General features: G+C 60.9%; 11 protein-coding genes. 4 read left to right on the top strand and 7 right to left on the bottom strand.

What is annotated here, in order from left to right; all coding sequences use genetic code 11:
• Nucleotides 1-578 precede the first annotated feature (578 nt).
• Entirely contained in the window at nt 579-1,973 is a 1,395-nt protein-coding gene (gene uhpT / locus GKC41_RS08230) for a hexose-6-phosphate:phosphate antiporter (protein ID WP_154313768.1), read from the top strand.
• Entirely contained in the window at nt 1,970-2,722 is a 753-nt protein-coding gene (locus tag GKC41_RS08225) for a tyrosine-protein phosphatase (RefSeq protein ID WP_154313767.1), read from the top strand. Before uhpT ends, GKC41_RS08225 begins: the two co-directional genes overlap by 4 nt.
• Nucleotides 2,723-3,289: 567 nt before the next feature.
• Here GKC41_RS08225 and GKC41_RS08220 read toward each other — a convergent pair.
• The 7 genes from GKC41_RS08220 to GKC41_RS08190 all read right to left on the bottom strand — a co-directional run bounded on the left by GKC41_RS08220 (nt 3,290) and on the right by GKC41_RS08190 (nt 14,244).
• A complete protein-coding gene (locus tag GKC41_RS08220) occupies nt 3,290-4,132 on the bottom strand; it encodes a formate/nitrite transporter family protein (RefSeq protein WP_154313766.1) in 843 nt (280 codons plus the stop codon).
• 112 nt (nt 4,133-4,244) lie between these two features.
• Nucleotides 4,245-7,082 carry an ABC transporter ATP-binding protein/permease gene (locus tag GKC41_RS08215; RefSeq protein WP_324612114.1) on the bottom strand — a complete coding sequence of 946 codons (2,838 nt, stop codon included), beginning with the start codon at nt 7,080-7,082 and terminating at the stop codon, nt 4,245-4,247.
• A gap of 104 nt (nt 7,083-7,186) precedes the next feature.
• A complete protein-coding gene (locus tag GKC41_RS08210) occupies nt 7,187-10,645 on the bottom strand; it encodes an FtsX-like permease family protein (protein WP_154313765.1) in 3,459 nt (1,152 codons plus the stop codon).
• 2 nt (nt 10,646-10,647) lie between these two features.
• Nucleotides 10,648-11,349, bottom strand: coding sequence for an ABC transporter ATP-binding protein (locus tag GKC41_RS08205; RefSeq protein ID WP_154313774.1), 702 nt, complete (start codon nt 11,347-11,349; stop codon nt 10,648-10,650).
• Between the two features lie 162 nt (nt 11,350-11,511).
• A complete protein-coding gene (locus tag GKC41_RS08200) occupies nt 11,512-12,963 on the bottom strand; it encodes an ABC transporter ATP-binding protein (protein WP_195760222.1) in 1,452 nt (483 codons plus the stop codon).
• Nucleotides 12,941-13,639 (bottom strand): energy-coupling factor transporter transmembrane component T, encoded by a 699-nt coding sequence (locus tag GKC41_RS08195; protein WP_195760221.1) that lies wholly within the window; start codon nt 13,637-13,639, stop codon nt 12,941-12,943. Before GKC41_RS08195 ends, GKC41_RS08200 begins: the two co-directional genes overlap by 23 nt.
• Nucleotides 13,636-14,244 (bottom strand): MptD family putative ECF transporter S component, encoded by a 609-nt coding sequence (locus GKC41_RS08190; RefSeq protein WP_015021078.1) that lies wholly within the window; start codon nt 14,242-14,244, stop codon nt 13,636-13,638. The genes GKC41_RS08195 and GKC41_RS08190 overlap by 4 nt, the downstream gene beginning before the upstream one ends.
• 194 nt (nt 14,245-14,438) lie before the next feature.
• Between GKC41_RS08190 and GKC41_RS08185 the strand changes: the two genes are divergently transcribed.
• Nucleotides 14,439-16,490 carry an ATP-binding cassette domain-containing protein gene (locus GKC41_RS08185; protein WP_154313762.1) on the top strand — a complete coding sequence of 684 codons (2,052 nt, stop codon included), beginning with the start codon at nt 14,439-14,441 and terminating at the stop codon, nt 16,488-16,490.
• Complete coding sequence (locus GKC41_RS08180) at nt 16,474-18,219, top strand: amino acid ABC transporter ATP-binding/permease protein (RefSeq protein ID WP_195760220.1); 1,746 nt, start codon at nt 16,474-16,476, stop codon at nt 18,217-18,219. The genes GKC41_RS08185 and GKC41_RS08180 overlap by 17 nt, the downstream gene beginning before the upstream one ends.
• Nucleotides 18,220-18,364: the final 145 nt, after the last annotated feature.

Below are 18,364 nucleotides of genomic sequence, written 5' to 3'. Positions count from 1 at the left end.
GCACGGCAATGGTACTGCACCCGGAAGAGTGTGGGAGAGTAGCACACCGCCGCCATTACACATGAAAAGCAAAGGCCTCTGGTGACAGCAGTCACCAGGGGCCTTTACTGTATTTCAGGGCATATACCCCACAAAGCACCTTCTGTCTGCATGCCACGCCTCTATACCTCACAGTACTTAAGCTATATCAGCACGCTTTATGGCGCGATACTGCCAAACGGCACATACTCGCCCGCCTTATGAGATCCGACCCAGTGCCATCAGGACACATTGGACAATAAAAATGAAACTTCCGTTGAGCAAACTAATGACATTCTGGCTCATACGATACTTTGATAAACCATTTGTTGAGGTTAACTGCTCTGATCGGGATCAGTGCCCTGTCAAACACCATGCCCAAAAAGCATAAGGCTGTGTTGTATCCATGGGGCGCCCGGTGCCTTCAGCGAAACCCGTCCGAAAACTGTGTTTTGAGGTATTTCAGCACTGTCTCAAAACCCCTGTGTGTCAATACATAAAACGTTAAAGCAAATAAGTAGAATGTCAGCTGTTGCCCACCATATACAGGGAGGTATTAGATGGCTGGCAGGATATTCGATATCCACTTGGACAAACATGTGCCGAAGGCGACCATATCGGTAACCGAACAACGACATCTTTGGTTCCGTGAGTTTATGAAACCATATCTGATGGTCATCATTCTGTACATTACCATGTACCTTGTTCGGAATAATTTTAAAGCAGCCCAGCCTTTGATGAAGCAGCAGCTGGGCATCACAACCCAGCAGTTGGGCGTAATCGGTTTTGTTTTCTCTGTTGTCTATGGAATCGGAAAAATCGTTGTGGGATATCTGGTCACAGGCAAAGACAACAAGAAAATTGCATCGATTATGCTTTTCTGCTCGTCTATCGTAGTCATCTGCATCGGTTTCCTGTTCACCTTAAGCCACGTGCCTATGGGTTGGTTGATCGTTCTATGGGCCCTGAATGGGGTCTTTCAGTGCGCCGGAGGCCCAAGTTGCGCCACGGTGATTTCCAACTGGACGACGAAGACGACGTATGGCCGATATTTGGGTGTTTGGAATGCTTCCCACAATATCGGCGGCGGCTTGGCTGGAGTATTCGCCATCTGGTGTGCCCAGACCTTCTTTGGAGGAAAGGTGGCCGGGATGTTTATAGTCCCGGGTGTAGTGGCACTTCTGGTGGCAATTATGTGCTTCCTGGTCGGCAAGAACCGTCCCGAGGATCTAGGGTGGGAACCCTCGGAGACGATCTTCAATGAGCCTGTCAAGCAGGAAGACGAGGAGTCGCATGATGATACGACTTGGCAGATTTTCCGCCGGTACCTGCTTTCCAACCCTTGGGTTTGGGTGCTTTGCGTCAGCAACGTTTTCGTCTATCTGATCCGCATCGGCATCGACAACTGGGCGCCTCTGCGTGTGACTGAGCAGCTGCATTTCAGCAATCAGGTCGGCGCGCGGACCATCTTCTATTTCGAGATTGGTGCTCTGATTGGATGCCTTCTCTGGGGAGTGGTGTCTGACTTCCTGGGTGGCAGGCCCGCCCTCGTGTCCACGCTTTGCGCCATCTGCCTGCCGCTCGGAATGGCAGGCTACCAGCTGGGCCGCACCCCTGTGGTCATTTACATCTCACTCTTCTTCTTGGGCATGTTCATTTTCGGACCCCAGATGCTGATCAATATTTCCATGCTCAATCAAATTCCCAAGCGGGCAAATGTGCTGTCCGGCGGCATGGTCGGCGCATTCGCCTACCTGTTCGGTGATTCCACCGCCAAGGTCCTGCTGGCCAAGATCGCGGATTCCTCGTCCGATGGGCTGACCGTGTTGGGGCACGTGCTGCATGGTTGGAATGACACTTTTATCGTGCTGTATATCGCCATTGTCTGTGCGGTCGTACTTTTGGGCCTGGTGGCCTTGATGGAAGAGAAACGTATCAGAGGAGGTCGTCGATGAACATCACCAATTTCCGGGATCTGGGTGGCATGCGGACCATCCACGGCCGCCGGGTCCGCCCCTATAAGTTCATCCGATCAGGACAGCTGGTCGGCCTGGACGAAGAGACCAGAAGGGATCTGGTCGACCGCTACCGGGTGACGCAGGTCGTGGACTTCCGCCGACCATTCGAGATACAGGAGAGTCCTGACGACTCAATCGAAGGCATCACTTTTACCAACATCGATCTGCTGGGTATGATCGGTGCCCGCAATACCAGTTTGGACGACTTCGCCTCGATAGGTTCGGTCGATCGGGTCAACGACCATATGTTGGGTACCTACCACGACATGGTCCTGAATCCAGGCGCTCAGAAAGGTTTTGGGCGCTTCCTGCGCATCGTCGTGGGCAACACCCAGGGGGCTACGCTCTTCCATTGCTTTGCCGGTAAGGACAGGACCGGGTTCGCCGCGGCCCTGGTGCTCTGGCTGCTGGAGGTGGACGACGACCAGATATTCGCGGACTACCTGAAGACCAACCAGGAGAGGGTCGCGGCCAACAATCAGCTGCTGGACCAATTCCGCGCCAAGGGCTTCGACCAGGATTCACTGGACGCACTGGCGGTTGCACTTTATGTCAAGCAGGAATATCTGATCTACGCCCGCCAGCTCATGATCGACGCCTATGGTGATGTCTTCGCCTACGCCCAGCAGGCTCTAGGGTTCGGACCGGACCAGGTGGAGGCCCTGCGCAGCAACCTGCTTGAGTAATCGGACAAGACCGAATAGGTGCGGGCAGGTGATCGGGCTTGAGTGCCAATTGTAAGGGGGCATCGTGCATACATAAGTCTGGGACGGTAATGATTCCGGGGCTCCCGTGCGGCTCTGGTCGGTCAATGTTGATCGCCAGACGACCGGGAGGCCCGGGCCATTGGGAGACGGCCATGAATGCGGGCGCGGGTTTCTTTCGCACAGACGGATTGCCGAGCAGACCGCGATTATATGGTCAGCAAAACGACATGGGAACAGCCGAATCCATCTTGACTGGCCATATCGACGCTGCAAGTGACTGGATGATCAAGGAGGATTTTGGACTCAGTTTGAAAGAGACATCCCTGTCCTGGAGCGGCTGCTGGTATCTCCCTGGCTGAAGACCTGGTCGTAGAACTCCTGTACCAGGGACTTGTTGGCTGCCGTCTCACTCAAGCTCATCATGAACCCTCGTCTTCCGCCAGTACGCAAGCTTTCGGGTTTCTTTATGATGGGTGTCTTCGCTCAGGCTCGTAAGTGTGCATGAGACCAAGGTGAGCAGGTGGATGGTGGCTTACGGAAAGGCTATCAGGCCTTGAAGTGGCGCTCGTCGTTCATGGTGGCGAAGTTCAGACCGATCAGGATGCCGCCGCCTATGTAGTTGCCCAGCATGGCCACCAGGACCACCAGGATCGCCTTCCAGGCGTTGACCCGCCCGAAGACACCCAGGATGAGGAAGAGGGCCGAATCCGCTATCGAGTGCTCGAATCCGCAGAAGGCGAAGACGAAGACGGCCACGACCATGATGATGCACTTGGTGAAGTCGTTGGAAAGCTTGCCGTTATAGACCATCAGCATGGCGATGTTGATGCAGAAGTTGCACAGGATGCCGCGAACGAACAGGTCGGCGAAGCCCATGGGACCGCCGGAGACGTAGCCGGTTTTGGTCGCCGCAGCCGCCAGCATCTGGTCCAGGGTGGGACCGCTGACGATGGATGAGAAACGCAGGATGACGGCCACGATCAGGGCTCCTGCCAGGTTGCCCAGAAGGCAGAGGACCAGGATCCGCAGGGAGGCCAGCCAGCCCAGACGCTTGTGATAGGCGCCTATGGTGACCACCATCATGTTGGAGGTCAGCAGTTCGGAGTTGGTGTAGTAGATCAGGACCAGGGCCCAGCCGAAGGTGGTCGCCGCCAGGACCCGGCCTGCCAGGATCAGACCGTGGTCGGCGGGGTTCTGGCCGGCCTGGCCCATGATGACGAAGAAGGCCGTGAAGAAGATACCCACAAAGAGGCCGGCCATGGTGGCCCGCTGCATGTACTTGCCGGTCAGGGCGCCGCTCATGGTCTTCTTGCTCTCGACCACGTCCAGGACGGTGCTGATGAAGGCCCGCCCGGGGAAGAGCGGCTGTCTCTTCTGTTGATCTGTCATCTGATTGGATTGCTCATTCACGGGGTTTATTATGACATTCCCGAGTAAAGAGAGACCGTCCTTAGGGCCCTACTGTGCGGGAATTCACTTCTTTGCCGGTGCCACCCCAGCCTCACTCGGTGCGCAGGGCGGTGGCGGGATCCTGCTTGGCTGCCTTCCGCGAGGGGATCAGGCCGCCGATCAGGGTCAGGATCACGCTCAGGATGACCAGAGCCACGCCACCCGAGGCAGGCAGGGCCGCATTCACCTCGGTGGTGCCCATGAAGTGGTGCATGATGCTGTTGGCAGGAACGATCAGCAGCAGAGTGATGCCCACCCCCAGCAGGCCCGCCAGAAGTCCGATAAGGCCGGTCTCGGCGTTGAATACGTTGGAGACGTTCCGCTTGGAGGCGCCCATGGCGCGCAGGATGCCGATCTCCTTGGTCCGCTCCAGAACCGATATGTAGGTGATGATGCCGATCATGATGGAGGAGACCACCAGCGAGACCCCGACGAAGGCTATCAGCACGTAGGTGATGACGTTGATGATGGTGGTGACCGAATTCATCATCAGGCCCACGTAGTCGGTATAGACGATCCTGTTCTTCTCCGCGGCCTTGTCGTTGTAGTGCTTGATGGAGTCGCCCACGGAATTCTTGTTCTCGAAGCTGTCCGTGTAGATGCTGATGCGGGAGGGGGCGTCCCGGGAGATCAGGCCGAAGTCACTCAGGTTGTCGGCGTAGGTGCCTGTGGAGACGTACTGGTTGTAGATGGCGACCAGGGCGTCCTGTGGGGCGGTGGCGATGTACTGGTCGAAGGCCTGGGCCGTCTGCTGTTCGGCTGAGGCCCCCGTGGGGATGCCCGCAGAACCTTGGGCTCTTGCAGCGGCTCCGGCCCGGCCCTGACCCAGACCTTGGCCGTCCTGGCCGGCCATGGCTGCCGAGCCCTTCATGATCTCCTGGGCCATGCTGGCCTTCTGGCTGACGCCCAGGGAAGCGATGTAGGCCTTGGCGTCGTTGGCCTTGGCGGCATCGTCGGCAGGGGCGAAGGCCATCCCGTTGAGGACGCTGTGGCCCTGGTCGGCCTCCTGGTCGGTGACGATGGGGCTGGTCTTGGCCTGGTCGATCAGATAGTCGGTCAGCTGGCGGGTATACCCGACGCCTACCTTGAGGGGTGTGGCCTTGGCTCCCTGGTGGGGGCGTACTATGCCTACGATGTGCAGCTGCAGGCCCTGATCGGCGGCCTTGGTCATCTGGTCGGTGCTGTCGCCGATGTAGTGGTAGTGGCCGTCGGTCCCCTTGGCATACTGGTCCGCAGCGGGCACCAGGGAGAGTTTCTGGTCCATGGCCTTGGCGTATTCGATGGGCTTGGTGTCGACCTTGACCTCCTGCCCGCTGTTGAGTTTGTTCATCATATCGGTGTATTGGCTGGAGGGGAGGATGCCCAGCTTGTAGAGGCTGGTGACGGGCATCTGGTTGTTCTTGTCCAGCACCAGGACCACCTGATCCTTGGCCTTGGGCCAGGTGCCGTTCACCACCTGGTAGTTGTCGTTCACCACCTTGCTGATGGTGGTCTTGGCATCGGCCCCCGGCATGATTTCGCCGAAGATCTCCGGAGCCTTGTTCTTCTCGGTCTTGCCAGTCAGGTAGGACATCTGCATGGACTGGATGTCGCCCATGTCGCTGTCGGTGTTGGCCGTGGCCATCTGGCTGGCGGTGGAGCTGGCTTCGTCCTGCCCGCTCATGGTCACCTTGTCCGCAGAGACCAGCTTACCGTCCGGGTCGTGCCCGAAGACCGCGAACTTGGTGGCGTAGGAGTACTGGATGCCTACGGAACCCACGTATTGATGGATCTCGCTCTTGGGATTATCCAAGTATTTTTTGAAGTCTGTCAGATTGTTCTGGGTGATGCTGCTGGTCAGGCTGGAAGCCCCCTTGATGCTGGAGTCGTCCGGCTGGATGGCCTTGAGATCCTTGTGGGCCTTGGCCTCCTTCTGCGATTCCTGGGCGGAGTCCACTATCTTGTTCAGGTCGAAGGACTGCTCCTGAATGGTGATGGGGTAGGAGGTCATGGTCTCCCGCTGCACCCTGTCGATGTAGCGGTTGACCCCGGTGGATACCGACAGGATCAGGGCGATGCCGATGATGCCGATGGACCCGGCGAAGGAGGTCAGGGCTGTCCGGGCCTTCTTGGTCCGAAGATTGTTGAAGCTCAGCGACAGTGAAGTCAGCAGTCCCATGGAGGCCTTGCCGAAGGTGCGGTGGCGGGCCCGGCGGATGGGCACCTGGTCGTCGGGCAGGGGGTCGGAGTCGCTGATGACCGATCCGTCGTGCAGCTCCACAATCCTGGTGGCGTACTGGTGGGCCAGCTCTGGGTTGTGGGTGACCATGACCACCAGCCGGTCCTGGGCCACCTCCTTGAGCAGGTCCATGATCTGGATGGAGGTCTCTGAGTCCAGGGCTCCGGTGGGCTCGTCGGCCAGGAGGATGCGGGGGTTGTTGACCAGTGCCCTGGCGATGGCCACCCGCTGCATCTGCCCGCCCGAGAGCTGGTTGGGCCGCTTGTTCACGTGCTGACCCAGTCCCACCTGCTCCAGGGCCTGCCTGGCACGCTCCCGCCGCTCCTGCCGGTGCACGCCCGAGATGGTCAGGGCCAGCTCCACGTTGGACAGGATGCTCTGGTGGGGAATCAGGTTGTAGCTCTGGAAGACGAATCCCACGGTGTGGTTGCGATAGGAGTCCCAGTCCCTGTCCTTGTATTTCTTGGTGGAGGTGCCGTTGATGATCAGGTCGCCCTGGTCATAGCGGTCCAACCCGCCGATGATGTTGAGCAGGGTGGTCTTGCCGGAGCCGGAGGGGCCCAGGATGGCCACGAACTCGTTGTCGCGCAGGTTGACGCTGACATCATTCAAGGCCTGCTGGACGAAGTCCCCCGTTTTGTACTGTTTGGAGATGTGTTCGATCTGCAGCACCGTCGTCCTCCGCTTTCTGGATTCTCAATGGCTTTAATGGCATGGACTTATGGACTCTTGGAGTGCCAGCTTACGCCATCAGCATGGGTAAATGCCGATATGGCCTAGTCCACCGACTTGAGGGCCTCCAGCATGTCCACATGCTTGAGCTTGTTGTTGACCATCCAGCCCAGGCCGGCCGTGATGACCGTGATCATGACCAGGGGCACGACGAAGGCCACCCAGCTGATGGATGGGTCAAAGAGGACGTTGTCCGGTGGAACGGTGGTGATGATGTAGTGGTGCAGCCAGGCCCCGAACCCATACCCGGCCAGGACGCCGATGGCCGATAGGAGGATGGTCTCCCGGTAGATGTACATGGTCACCTCGCGGTCGTAGAAGCCCAGCACCTTGATGGTGCTCAGCTCGCGGATGCGCTCCTCCACGTTCAGGTTGGTCAGGTTGTAGAGGATGACCAGGGCCAGCAGGGTGGCCACGATGATCAGCACCTGCATGATCATGTTCAAGGATTTGACCACGGTGTCGATCTGGCTCATCAGGGTCGTGTTCTGCACCACTCCCTGGATGCCGTCGATCCGTATGAAGGAGGCGGCCTGCCTTCTGGTGTTCTCCGCGCTGGAGTCCTTGAAGGTGACCAGGTGGGCGTTGGGCGAGAAGTCCTGATGGAAGACGGTCCTGTAGGCCGACGGGCTCATGAAGACGAAGTGCCCCAGGTACATCTCGCAAATGCCGTCCACCCGCATGGTCCTGTCCCTGCCGCCTGAATCCTGCAAGGTGATCCTGTCGCCGACCTTGGTCCCCGTCAGCTGGGCGATCCGTTCGGAGAGGATCACGCCGTCGCCCTTGAGACTCAGGGGCTTGTGCCCGGACCGGGTGTCCATGCGGATGAAGTCGTCCAGGTGCTCGGCGCTGGCCGGCGCGATCATGGTGATGGACTGTTTGTCGGCGTTGTGGCCGGCCGTCTTGCTCATCTCCTCGTAACGCACGTTCAGGGAACGGCTCACATCGGGCTTTTCCAGCCGTTTTTTGATGGATTGGCGTTGGTCGGATGTGGCCTGGCTGTTCTCGGCGGCGATCAGGTCGTAGCGGATCACCTGGCCGAACTGGTGCTCGTTGATGGCGGAGATGGACCCCTGCACGCCGAATCCGGCCATCAGGAGGGCCACCGATCCGCAGACCCCGAAGATGGTCATCAACATCCGCTGCTTGTAGCGGAAGATGTTCCGGGCGGTGACCTTGTGGGTGAAGCTGAGCCGGTTCCAGATCAGGGGTATGCGCTCCAGGAAGATCTTCGATCCGGCGCTGGGCGGCTTGGGCAGGAGGAGGGCCGACGGCTTCTCGCGCAGCTCCCGCCAGGCGCTCAGGAAGGCCGGAACCACGGCGCTCAGGAAGGCCAGCAGGCAGGCCAGGAGGGTGATGGGCAGGTGGAAGCCGTAGTGGATGGGCGGCATGTCGAAGGCGTGGACATAGGCCTGGTAGACGATCCAGGGCAGGAGGGTGTGGCCGGCGATGATGCCCAGGAGGGCGCCCAGGGCCGAGGCTGCTCCGCCGTAGACCAGGAACTTGGCCATGACATCCTGGTCCCTGTAGCCCAGGGCCTTGAGTGTTCCGGCGTTGATCCGCTCCTCGTCCACAAAGCGCGTCATGGTGGTGAAGGTGACCAGGGCAGCTACCAGATACATGAAGTAGGGGAAGACCTTGGCCAGCGAGTCCACGATGAAGGAGACGGAGGCGTAGACCTTGTAGCCCTCCGAGCCGGGTGCTTCACGGCGCGAGTCCAGGGCGTAGACAGGCTTTTCCAGTCGGCTCAGCTGGTCAGCCGCCTTGTTCAGCTTCTTCTGGGAGTCGTCGATCCTCTTCTGGGCGTCCGGGCTCTCCCTCTTGAACTTGTCCAGTTTGGTCCGGTATTCCGCGGTTTTCTGATCCAGGGTGGCCTGGGCCTGGTCGATCTGCCCCTGGGCCGAGGCACGGCTGCCGGCCAGCTGCCGCCGGGCCTGGGCCAGTTTGGTCCTGCCCTGGGCCAGCTGCGCGGAGGCCTGGTCAAGCTGGACCTTACCCTGGGCCAGTTGGCGCTCGCCTTCGTTCACCTTGGCCCTGGCCTGGGTCAGCTCCCGGCGCTTTGCGTCCAGGGTCTGCTGGTTGGCCGCAATCTGGGACATGCCGGGGGCATACTGGTTGGTCATGAAGGCATCGCGGCCCGCCTTGGCCTTGGCCGCCAAGGCATCGATCTGCGGTGATTGCCGGTTGAGCTCGGCCAGTTGGGCCTGGAGCCCGGTCTTTCGGCGGTTGAGCTCCTCCTGCTGCTGGGGGGTCAGCCCGGGGGCGGCCAGCTGGGCGTCGATGGTCTGAATGAGGCCGGTGACCTGTGCGATGCCCTGTCTGCATTGCTTCTGGGCTTCCTGGGCCTGGGCTACAGCCTGGTCGGCCTGGGCCTTGCCGCCCTCCAGCTGCTGGCGGGAACCATCGAGCTTGGCCTGTCCCTGGTCGATGGCCTGCTGCCCCTGATCGGCCTGCTGCCTGCCCTGGGCCACCTGGCTGGCGGAGGACTGGTACTGCTTCTGCTTTCGGGCCAGCTCAGCCGAACTCAGATCCACCTCCTGCTGCCCTTGGTCGATGGCCGCCTGGGCCTGTACCGTCTTGGCGGCCAGTTGGTTCTTGGCGGACTGGATGCTCTGGGCGCCCTGGTCCAGATCCTTCCTGGCCTGGTCCAGCTGCTGCCGGTTCCCTTCGAGTTCATCTCTGGACTGGTCCACCTGGTCCTGTCCTTGGTCCAGCTTCTTCTGCAGTGGAGCCTTGATGGCGTTCAGCCTCGCTGTGGGGCGCCCCGACAGGATCCTGTTCAGGTCGTCCTTGTGGGTCTGCAGGGCCTGGATGTACTGGTCGGAATAGTGGTCCCTGATCCGGTCCAGGTCCTTGAAGGTCAGGCGGGCGATCATGTACTCGTCCGAGTCGAAGGCCTTGGGCGTGGTTACGGCGTAGGAGTCCAGGGACCCGGATCCGGCTGTGGAGGGGCCCATGTTGACCTTGCTCAGGATCTCGGTCGACCTGACCGTGCCCACTACGCGCAGCTTGTGGTGCCTTAAGACCTTCCTGCCCAGCTGGTCGGCCTTCTCGTCTACCTGGATGTTGCTGCCGATGGGGTGGCTCTCACCCAGGGCCGTGTCGACCGCTATCTGGTCCGACCTGGTCGGCATGGCCCCGTCGACCAGCTCATAGGTCGAGATCCGGTCGGGGGCGGAGTAGATGCGCAGGCTCTTGTCGGTGCCCTTGAGCACCACGTCCTTCAGATACCCGTATTCGATTCCCGAGTTGCCGGGGGCGGTGTCGATGGCATCCCGATCCTCCTGGTCGAGTCCGTAGCTGCTGATGACCATCAGGTCGGCCAGATGGTGGTCGGACAGGTAGGCGTTGCCGGCCTGCCGCATGTCCGGCCCGGTCACGCTCAACCCGACCAGGGCGAAGGAGCCCAGCGCCACCAGGCAGACGATGGAGATGAACCGTCCCAGGGACTTGCGCAGGGAGACCCGGATGTCGTGCCAGAGCACCTTCCTGACGGGCTGCATCCTCACCACTCCACGTTTTCGATGTCTTCGGGGTTGTCATTGGTCTGCACGGCCTGGACCCGCGCGTCGTGCATGCGGATGACCCTGTCGGCGATGGGGGCGATGGCCGCGTTGTGGGTGACGATGACCACGGTGGCGCCCTTCTTGCGGCACTGGTCCTGGAGGATGCGCAGCACCTGTTTGCCGGTCCGGTAGTCCAAGGCCCCGGTGGGTTCGTCACAGAGCAGGATCTTGGGGTTCTTGGCCACGGCCCGGGCGATGGCCACACGCTGCTGCTCGCCGCCGGAAAGCTGGGCGGGGAAGTTGTCGATCCGGTCGCCCAGACCCACGTCGATCAGGGTCTGGACCGGATCGGCGGCATCGTCCACGATCTCCGAGGCCAGCTCCACGTTCTCCCTGGCGGTCAGGTTGGCCACCAGGTTGTAGAACTGGAAGACGAAGCCCACGTCATAGCGGCGGTAGGTGGTCAGCTGTCGGGCGTCGTAGCCGGCGATGTCCTTTCCGTCCACGATCACCTGGCCCTCGTTACAGGTGTCCATGCCGCCCAAAATGTTCAGCACGGTCGATTTGCCAGCCCCCGAGGCGCCGAGGATGACCACCAGCTCGCCCTTCTCGATGGAGAAGGTGACCTCATTGTTGGCCACGATGGTCGTCTCGCCGGTCACATACCGTTTCGTCTCTCCGATGACGTCGATATAGCCCATCATGCCCTCTCGTAACCCTGGCTGTGCGGCGGGGCCGTCCGACGCGAGGGACGCCCCTGATGCTCTTTTCCCCACTACTGTATACGTTCGCGGGGTCCGGAGCACAGGAGACCCGCCTGCCGGGCGGTGACATATTCACCCACCCTGTAAGGGCTCAGAGGCTCAGAGGGCTTGCAGGAGGTTGCCTAGTTTGCGGCTGTCCCTGACCGGTCTGCCCTGGCGGAAGGTGATGAACCGTTGGCAGGTCTGGGCCAGGAACTCCTGGTCGTGCGAGATGACGATCACCATGACCCCCAGGGAGTGCATGTAGCGGATCATCCCGGTCACCTGGTTCATGTGGAGCAGGTCCAGGCCGCTGGTGGGCTCGTCCAGAACCACCAGGCGCTTGCCAGATAGTATGGCGGCCGCGATGGCCACCCGTTGCTTCTCCCCGCCGGAGAGGGTGTTGGGGTGCCGGCCCAGGAGCCGCTCCAGGTCCAGCTTTCGTGCCACCTCCTCAAAGAGGTCGGTCCGTCTGGCCCCAAGGAGCATCTCGCCCTCCACGGTCTCGCTGAAGAGCTGGTAGTTGACATCCTGAAAGACCATGTAGGAGTCCTCGACGCGCTCCCTGGCGGTCTGCTTGGTTCCGTTCAGGCTGATCTCCGACCTGTCGCCAGGTTTGAGCAGTCCGGTCAGGACCGAGGCGAAGGTGCTCTTGCCGGCTCCGTTACGGCCGATGATGCCGGTGATGTCCTCACTGAACAGGGTCAGATCGTCCACATTTAGGGCAGGAGCCTGGTCGTGGTGGTAGGCATAGGTCAGATTCCTGACCCGGAGTAGGTCGGGGGTCTTCTCGTTGATGACCCTGGCAGGCGCACTCGCCTCCTCGTCCGCATCCAGGTTCAGGGCCCGCAGTCCCATGGTCTGGCGACTTGGGCCGTCGAGTCTTCTCATGGCGGCTGGGGATAGGTGCTCCGCCAGTCTGCCGTCCTTCATGACCAGAAAGTCGTCGGCAAGGCCGTCCAGATAGTAGAGGCGGTGCTCGATCAGGACCATGGTTAGGCCCCGGTCCTTCAAGCGGCCCAGGATCTGCGCCAGGCTGGCCACAGCTTCGACATCCAGATTGCCGGAGGGCTCGTCCAGGACCAGGATCTGCGGGTCCATCATGCAGGAGGAGGCGATGGCGATCATCTGCTTCTCGCCCCCGGACAGGGAAAAGATGTCCCGATCCAAGAGCTGGGTGATGCCGAAGAGGTCCGCCACCTGGTCTATACGCTCCCGGATGGCTTCCGGCTGGACCCCGGTGTTCTCCAGGGGAAAGGCCAGCTCGCTGCGGACATCGGTGGTGAAGAACTGGGTTTTCGGATTCTGGAAGACCGACCCCACCTGCTCCGAAAGCCGGTAAATGGGCCGGGCCGTGGTGGGCTCGCCCCCGATCAGGCACTCTCCCTCCAGCTTGCCCTCGTAGAGTTCGGGAATCAGGCCGTTGATGACCCTGGACAGGGTGGTCTTGCCGCAACCGCTCGGCCCGGTGACCACAGTCAGCCGGCCCTGATCCATTTGGCAGGAGACCTCCTTGAGGGATGGCTTGCTGGCGCCCTCGTAGGTGAAGCTAAGCCTGGAACATTGCAACATAGGCTCCACATCCCATAAGGACCAGGCCCAGGGCGCACATGAGCGCATCCATTCCGGTGAAGGCAATCCGTTGGATGGAGGTCTTGGGCCCGGGGTCGCCGATCCCTCGGGTCAGGGCGGCCGAGGTCAGGTCGGAGGCCACGTTGGTGGCGTTGTTGAGCAGGGGAACGTAGATGTATTCCATGGTCCGCATCGGATGCCGGACCATGTCACCGGTGGTGACCGCGATCCCCCTGAACTTCATGGCCCGTCTGATTTGGGCATAGTCGTGCCTGACGGTCGGGAAGAAGCGGAAGAGCACGCTGACGGGGATGACCAGCCACTGGGGGGCGTGGATCTTGCGCAGCAGGTAGACCAGCTCCGAGACCTTGGTGGTGCCCATCATGAAGGCTGCAACCAGCACCAGGGGGAGGACCCTGCCCACGCCGACGAAGAGGAAGAGCAGGTAATGCCCCGGCAGGTTCTCGGGAAAGACCATGGCCAGGGAGGCACCCAGGGCGAAGACCAGACAGACCAGCAGCCAGGCCTGGCCCTTCCTCACTCTGCCCACGATGACCTGGAAGCTGCAGAAGTAGATGTTGATGGCCAGGACCAGCGGGGTGGGCAAGGTGACGAAGATCAGGGCGTTGGCGAAGATGACCAGCAGGAATCTGGTGTAGATGGAGATGGGCCTCATTGCTTGGCGGGTATCCGGTTGAAATGCCGGTCGACGATCCGGGCGCCTATCCATGCCCCGAGCAGGGCGCCGACCAGGGTGGCCAGGATGCAGACCAGGAAGGTGGCTCCGGTGATGGGCGCGAAGACTCCGTCGATGTACTCCTGGCTCTTGCCGCGGCGGACCAGGCTGGCCACGTAGGCGTCCTTCATGAACCAGAGGGGCAGGACGGGGCCGGTGCAGCCGAAGGTGAGGATGACATAGCTCAGGTAGCGGGCCAGGTTGGGACGGCTCTCCCTGAGCGAGGACTGAACCAGATCAGCCAGCAGGCCGCAGAAGGCGTAGGGGATGAAGGACAGGGCGAAGTGGCCGAAAACCAGCAGGAAGAGGCCCATGATGACGCCGACGATGGTGATGGCCCCGAACCTGGGCACCCGGCGGATCATCAGCATGTAGACCGGGCCGGAGACCAGCCCCACCACAGCGGGGATGAAGAGGGAGGACAGGCCGGGCATGACCAGGCCAGCCAGGAAGACGGTGATGAAGTTGCCCACCGCCATGCTGACGAAGTAGAGGGCCGTGAAAATGCCGACGTTGACCAGGTCTTTTGTCTTCAGTGCTTTCATAAAGGATCGCTCCCATCTGGGTGGCGGTCGCTCGGCCCTAGGCCATATCCGCCGATTGCAGGTTGTGCCGTCAAGTTTAGGAGGGCCGGGAGGGAAAGTAAATGATATTTTTTTATGTCTCTTGCCCGCCGCGCGAGGATTTTGTTAGTGTCCACTGAGAGGGGCGTATCAGAAAGGCGGCACGGAGGACAGGCATGATCAGCAAGCGACTACTTCATCTACCGGGAGCCAGGATGGGCGCCAGCCTCCTGCTGGCCCTCCTGCAGACGATCGGCGCGTTGGCGGAGGTCCTCCTCCTGCCGGTGGCCATCGCGGCCGTGGGCCGTTCCCTTGGCCTGCCTGTCCCCCATGCCCTTGCCTGGGTGCCCGGTCGGCCCGGACCCTTGGCGGCGCTGATAGGCGTGCTGATTCTGGTTCGGCTTCTGACCCAGGCGGTCGCCAGGTCCGTCAGCGCCCGGCTGGCTGATGGGATGGGCAAGGCGCTCTCCCAGGCCCTCTACCTGTCCGTGTTCGACCCCAATGCGCAGAAGGACGACCTGGGCGTTCCGGCGCAGACCCTGGCCAGGCTTTCGACCGAGGGGGTTAAATCGGTCGTCTCCTACTTCACGGCCTACATTCCGGCCTTGGTCCAAACCGCCTTGATGCTGGTCGTGACTCTGATCGTCCTTCTGCCCGTCAGTCCCCTGGCTGCGGCAATCGTCGTGATCGGCATGGTGGCTCTGCCCCTGGCCTCCAAGCCCACCATGGGCGAGAACATCAAGGTGCAGCTGGGCCAGTTGCGCAAGTATGACAAGGTCGGCGTCCACTTCGAGCATGCCCTGAGGGGGCTCAACACTTTGAAGATCTTCGGGGCAGACCAGCGGCAGGCTGATGACCTGGCCGAGGAGTCCGAAGGGTTTCGCCGGATAACCATGGGGGTCCTTAGCGGGCAGCTGCGCTCGCTGATCAAGGCCGACGTGGTCATCTACACCAGCCTCATCCTGGCGGTCGCGGCCACAGTCCTGATCGGACAGGGCGGGCCCTCTCGAATGCTGTCCTGCCTGGTCGTCGCTTTGGCCGGGGTCCGGCTCTTTGCACCTGAGCGCCAGCTGGTCTACATGATGCATTCCGGCATGGTCGCCATCAAGCAGGGCAAGGCCATTGACGATATTCTCCAAGCGCGGCAGAGGGGCGACGGGGAGTCGGCGGCTCCAGGGACGACTCTTGAATCACGCGAGAAAGTGGCGCCGGAAGAGGTTCCGGCAATGATTCCGGAAGCATCCGAGGAAGCGGCTCCGGAAGCGAGTCTTGAGGCTTCTGGGGAAGCAGTTCGGGATTCTGAATCGGAACCTTCTTCGAAGCCTGCTTTGCAATCTACATTGGCACCTGCATCGGAATCCGCTTTGAAACCTGCTTCGGATGCTGTCCAAATGCCTGTATCAGGTTCTGCCGATGCTATGGGACAAAATGCTGGTTCGGTGCAATCGGGCTCGGATCATGCAGATCAGGCGGATATGTCTGACGACGATTCGTTGGGCATCCGCGCTCGCGCTCTGACCTACACCTATCCTGACGGCTTCCAGGCTCTGACCGATTTGAACTTCAATCTCCCGGCCAAGGGACATGTGGGTCTGGTCGGCGCTTCGGGCTCCGGAAAGAGCACCCTGGCGGGCCTGCTGTCCGGGCGCCTTCAGGGGTATGCCGGAGAGCTGACCATTGGCGGGCGCCAGATCAGCGACCTGTCGCGCGAGGATCTGGTCGGCCTACAGACCGTGGTTCGGGGAACCGATCACCTCTTCACCGGGACCATCAGGTCGAATCTGGACCCGGCCGGACTGGGCTACTCGGATTGGGAGCTGCAGGATGCGCTGGACCAGGTCGGCCTGACCAGTCTTGTCCAGAGCAAGGGCGGACTGGACGCTCCTATCGACCCCGAGGGAGGCAACCTATCCGGAGGGCAGCGGCAGCGCCTGTCCATTGCCCGCGGGCTCTTGCGGCGTTCTCCTTTCTATATCTTCGACGAGGCCACCAGCGCCGTGGATCGCGAGCATGATGCCACTCTGGCTGCTTTGATGGATGCGTTGGGCAAGGAGTCCCTGGTCCTGACCATCACCCACCGCCTGGCCGGGGTTCGTAATGCCGATGCCATTCTCTTCTTGCAAGGGGGTCGTCTGATGGAAAGCGGCGGCTTCCATGAACTGATGGATGCCGGGGGCGGATTTGCCGCTCAGTGGAAGGAGCAGGCCCAGTATGAGGACGGGGAGTGACGACATGCAGACGACCGGCAATCTGACGATGATGCGCCGTATGGCCCGGCTGATGAAGCCTCTGGCCGGTACTGAGGGCAAGGCCATCCTCTGCGGCAGCCTGGGCCACCTCTTCGCGGTCTGGAGCATGATGGCAGCCGCAGCGGCCCTGATTGGCCTGGTTACAGACTGGCCTCCGTTGAATGGCCAGTGGGTCGTCTGGGCCCTGGTGGCGGTTCTGACTGCTCTCAGCCGTGGGGTCATGGCTTATGGGGAGCAGTACTACAACCACGAGATGGCCTTCAGCATGCTCCGGGACATCCGCACGACGGTCTTCGACAAGATGCGGTCCCTGGCCCCGGCCGGTTTGCGAGACCAAGCGCGCGGAGACATGGTGACAGTGATCACCAACGACATCGAGCTGCTCGAGATCTTCTACGCCCATACGCTTTCGCCCATCGCCATCGCCCTGGTGACCTCTCTGGCCAATTTGGCCCTGCTCACCTGGCTCTCACCCTGGATGGGACTTGCCGCCCTGGTCTCCTACCTGATCGTCGGCCTGCTCATCCCCATCCTGAGCGCCAGGCCCACTTTCAAGGTGGCCATGCAGGAGCGGACGGCCCAGGCCAGCCTGCATTCCCTGCTTCTGGAGACCCTGCAGGGCCGCACCGAACTGGCTGGATTGGGGGCTCTTGGCAATACCCGCCATCGAGTGGGAGTCGCCACCGACCGGATGTTGGATGCCCGCGGGCGCACCTCTGGGCGGACCATCGCCAACGAGATGGTCACCAATGTGGTCACTCTGATCTGCGCCGGAGCCTTCACGCTGATGGCCTGTTGGCTTGGCTCTGAGGGGTTGGTGGATCCTGCCCGGGGGATGATTGGACTGGTCGGTTTCCTCTCCTCCTTCGCCCCCCTGATACCTGTGGCCCGGCTAGGCGCCGGCCTGCAGCCCACGCTGGCTGCCGCTCGAAGGGTTTTCTCGCTTCTGGACAAGGAGCCGCCTGTGCGCGAGGTGGAGTCCGATCATGGGAATCACCTGACGGAGTTCACAGGAGAGGAGGCCAAAGCCGTCTGCTTCTCCTACGCTGGCAAGACTGACACGGGCAAGACTGACTCTGGTGAATATGGCGGCCGAATCTCGGTTTTGGACGGTCTGGATCTTTCCATTAAACCTGGCGAGTTGATCGGCATCCAAGGCGCCAACGGGGTTGGCAAGTCTACCTTGATCGATTTGCTGATGCGGTTCCAGGAGCGTAACGGCGGGGACCTGACCGTCTCCGGCCTGCCCATCGAGACCATCCGCACCGCCGACCTGCGTGCCCAGCAGACTCTGGTGAGTCAAGATACCTATATATTTAGCCTTACTTTGGCAGATAACATCGCTCTGGCCCGGCCCGATGCCAGCAGAGAGGATATTGAGAAGGCAGCTCATGATGCCTGCCTAGATGATTTGATCGACCAGCTGCCTGACGGCTTGGATCATCTGCTTGCTGACAACGGCTCGGATCTGTCCGAGGGGCAGCGGCAACGAGTGGCCCTGGCTCGCGCCTTTTTGAGCTCGGCGCCATTCATGCTTTTGGATGAGCCTACAAGCAACATGGATGCCCTCCTCGAAGGCCGGGTTCTGACTAGGCTGATCGAGCGGAAGGGCGACCGTTCCTGTCTGATCGTCTCCCATCGTCCCTCGGTCCTTGCCAGGGTTGACCGTCTGCTGACGCTGCAGGACGGCATACTAGTCTTTGCGTGAGCATCCGCATCAAGAATGAGATGCAAGTTTATAGTGCTGGTTCGAATTACTGCTCACAGCTATGGTTTGTCGATACAATTCAAACCGGTATTAGCACATTTAATGAAAGATTCTGGGGCGGATTTTTCCTGCTGACTCCGCAAAT

The organism is Bifidobacterium asteroides (assembly GCF_009683175.1).
Lineage (GTDB): Bacteria > Actinomycetota > Actinomycetes > Actinomycetales > Bifidobacteriaceae > Bombiscardovia > Bombiscardovia asteroides_H.
The sequence above is the reverse complement of the archived record's forward strand: the minus strand, read 5'-3'. Positions and strand labels throughout refer to the sequence as shown.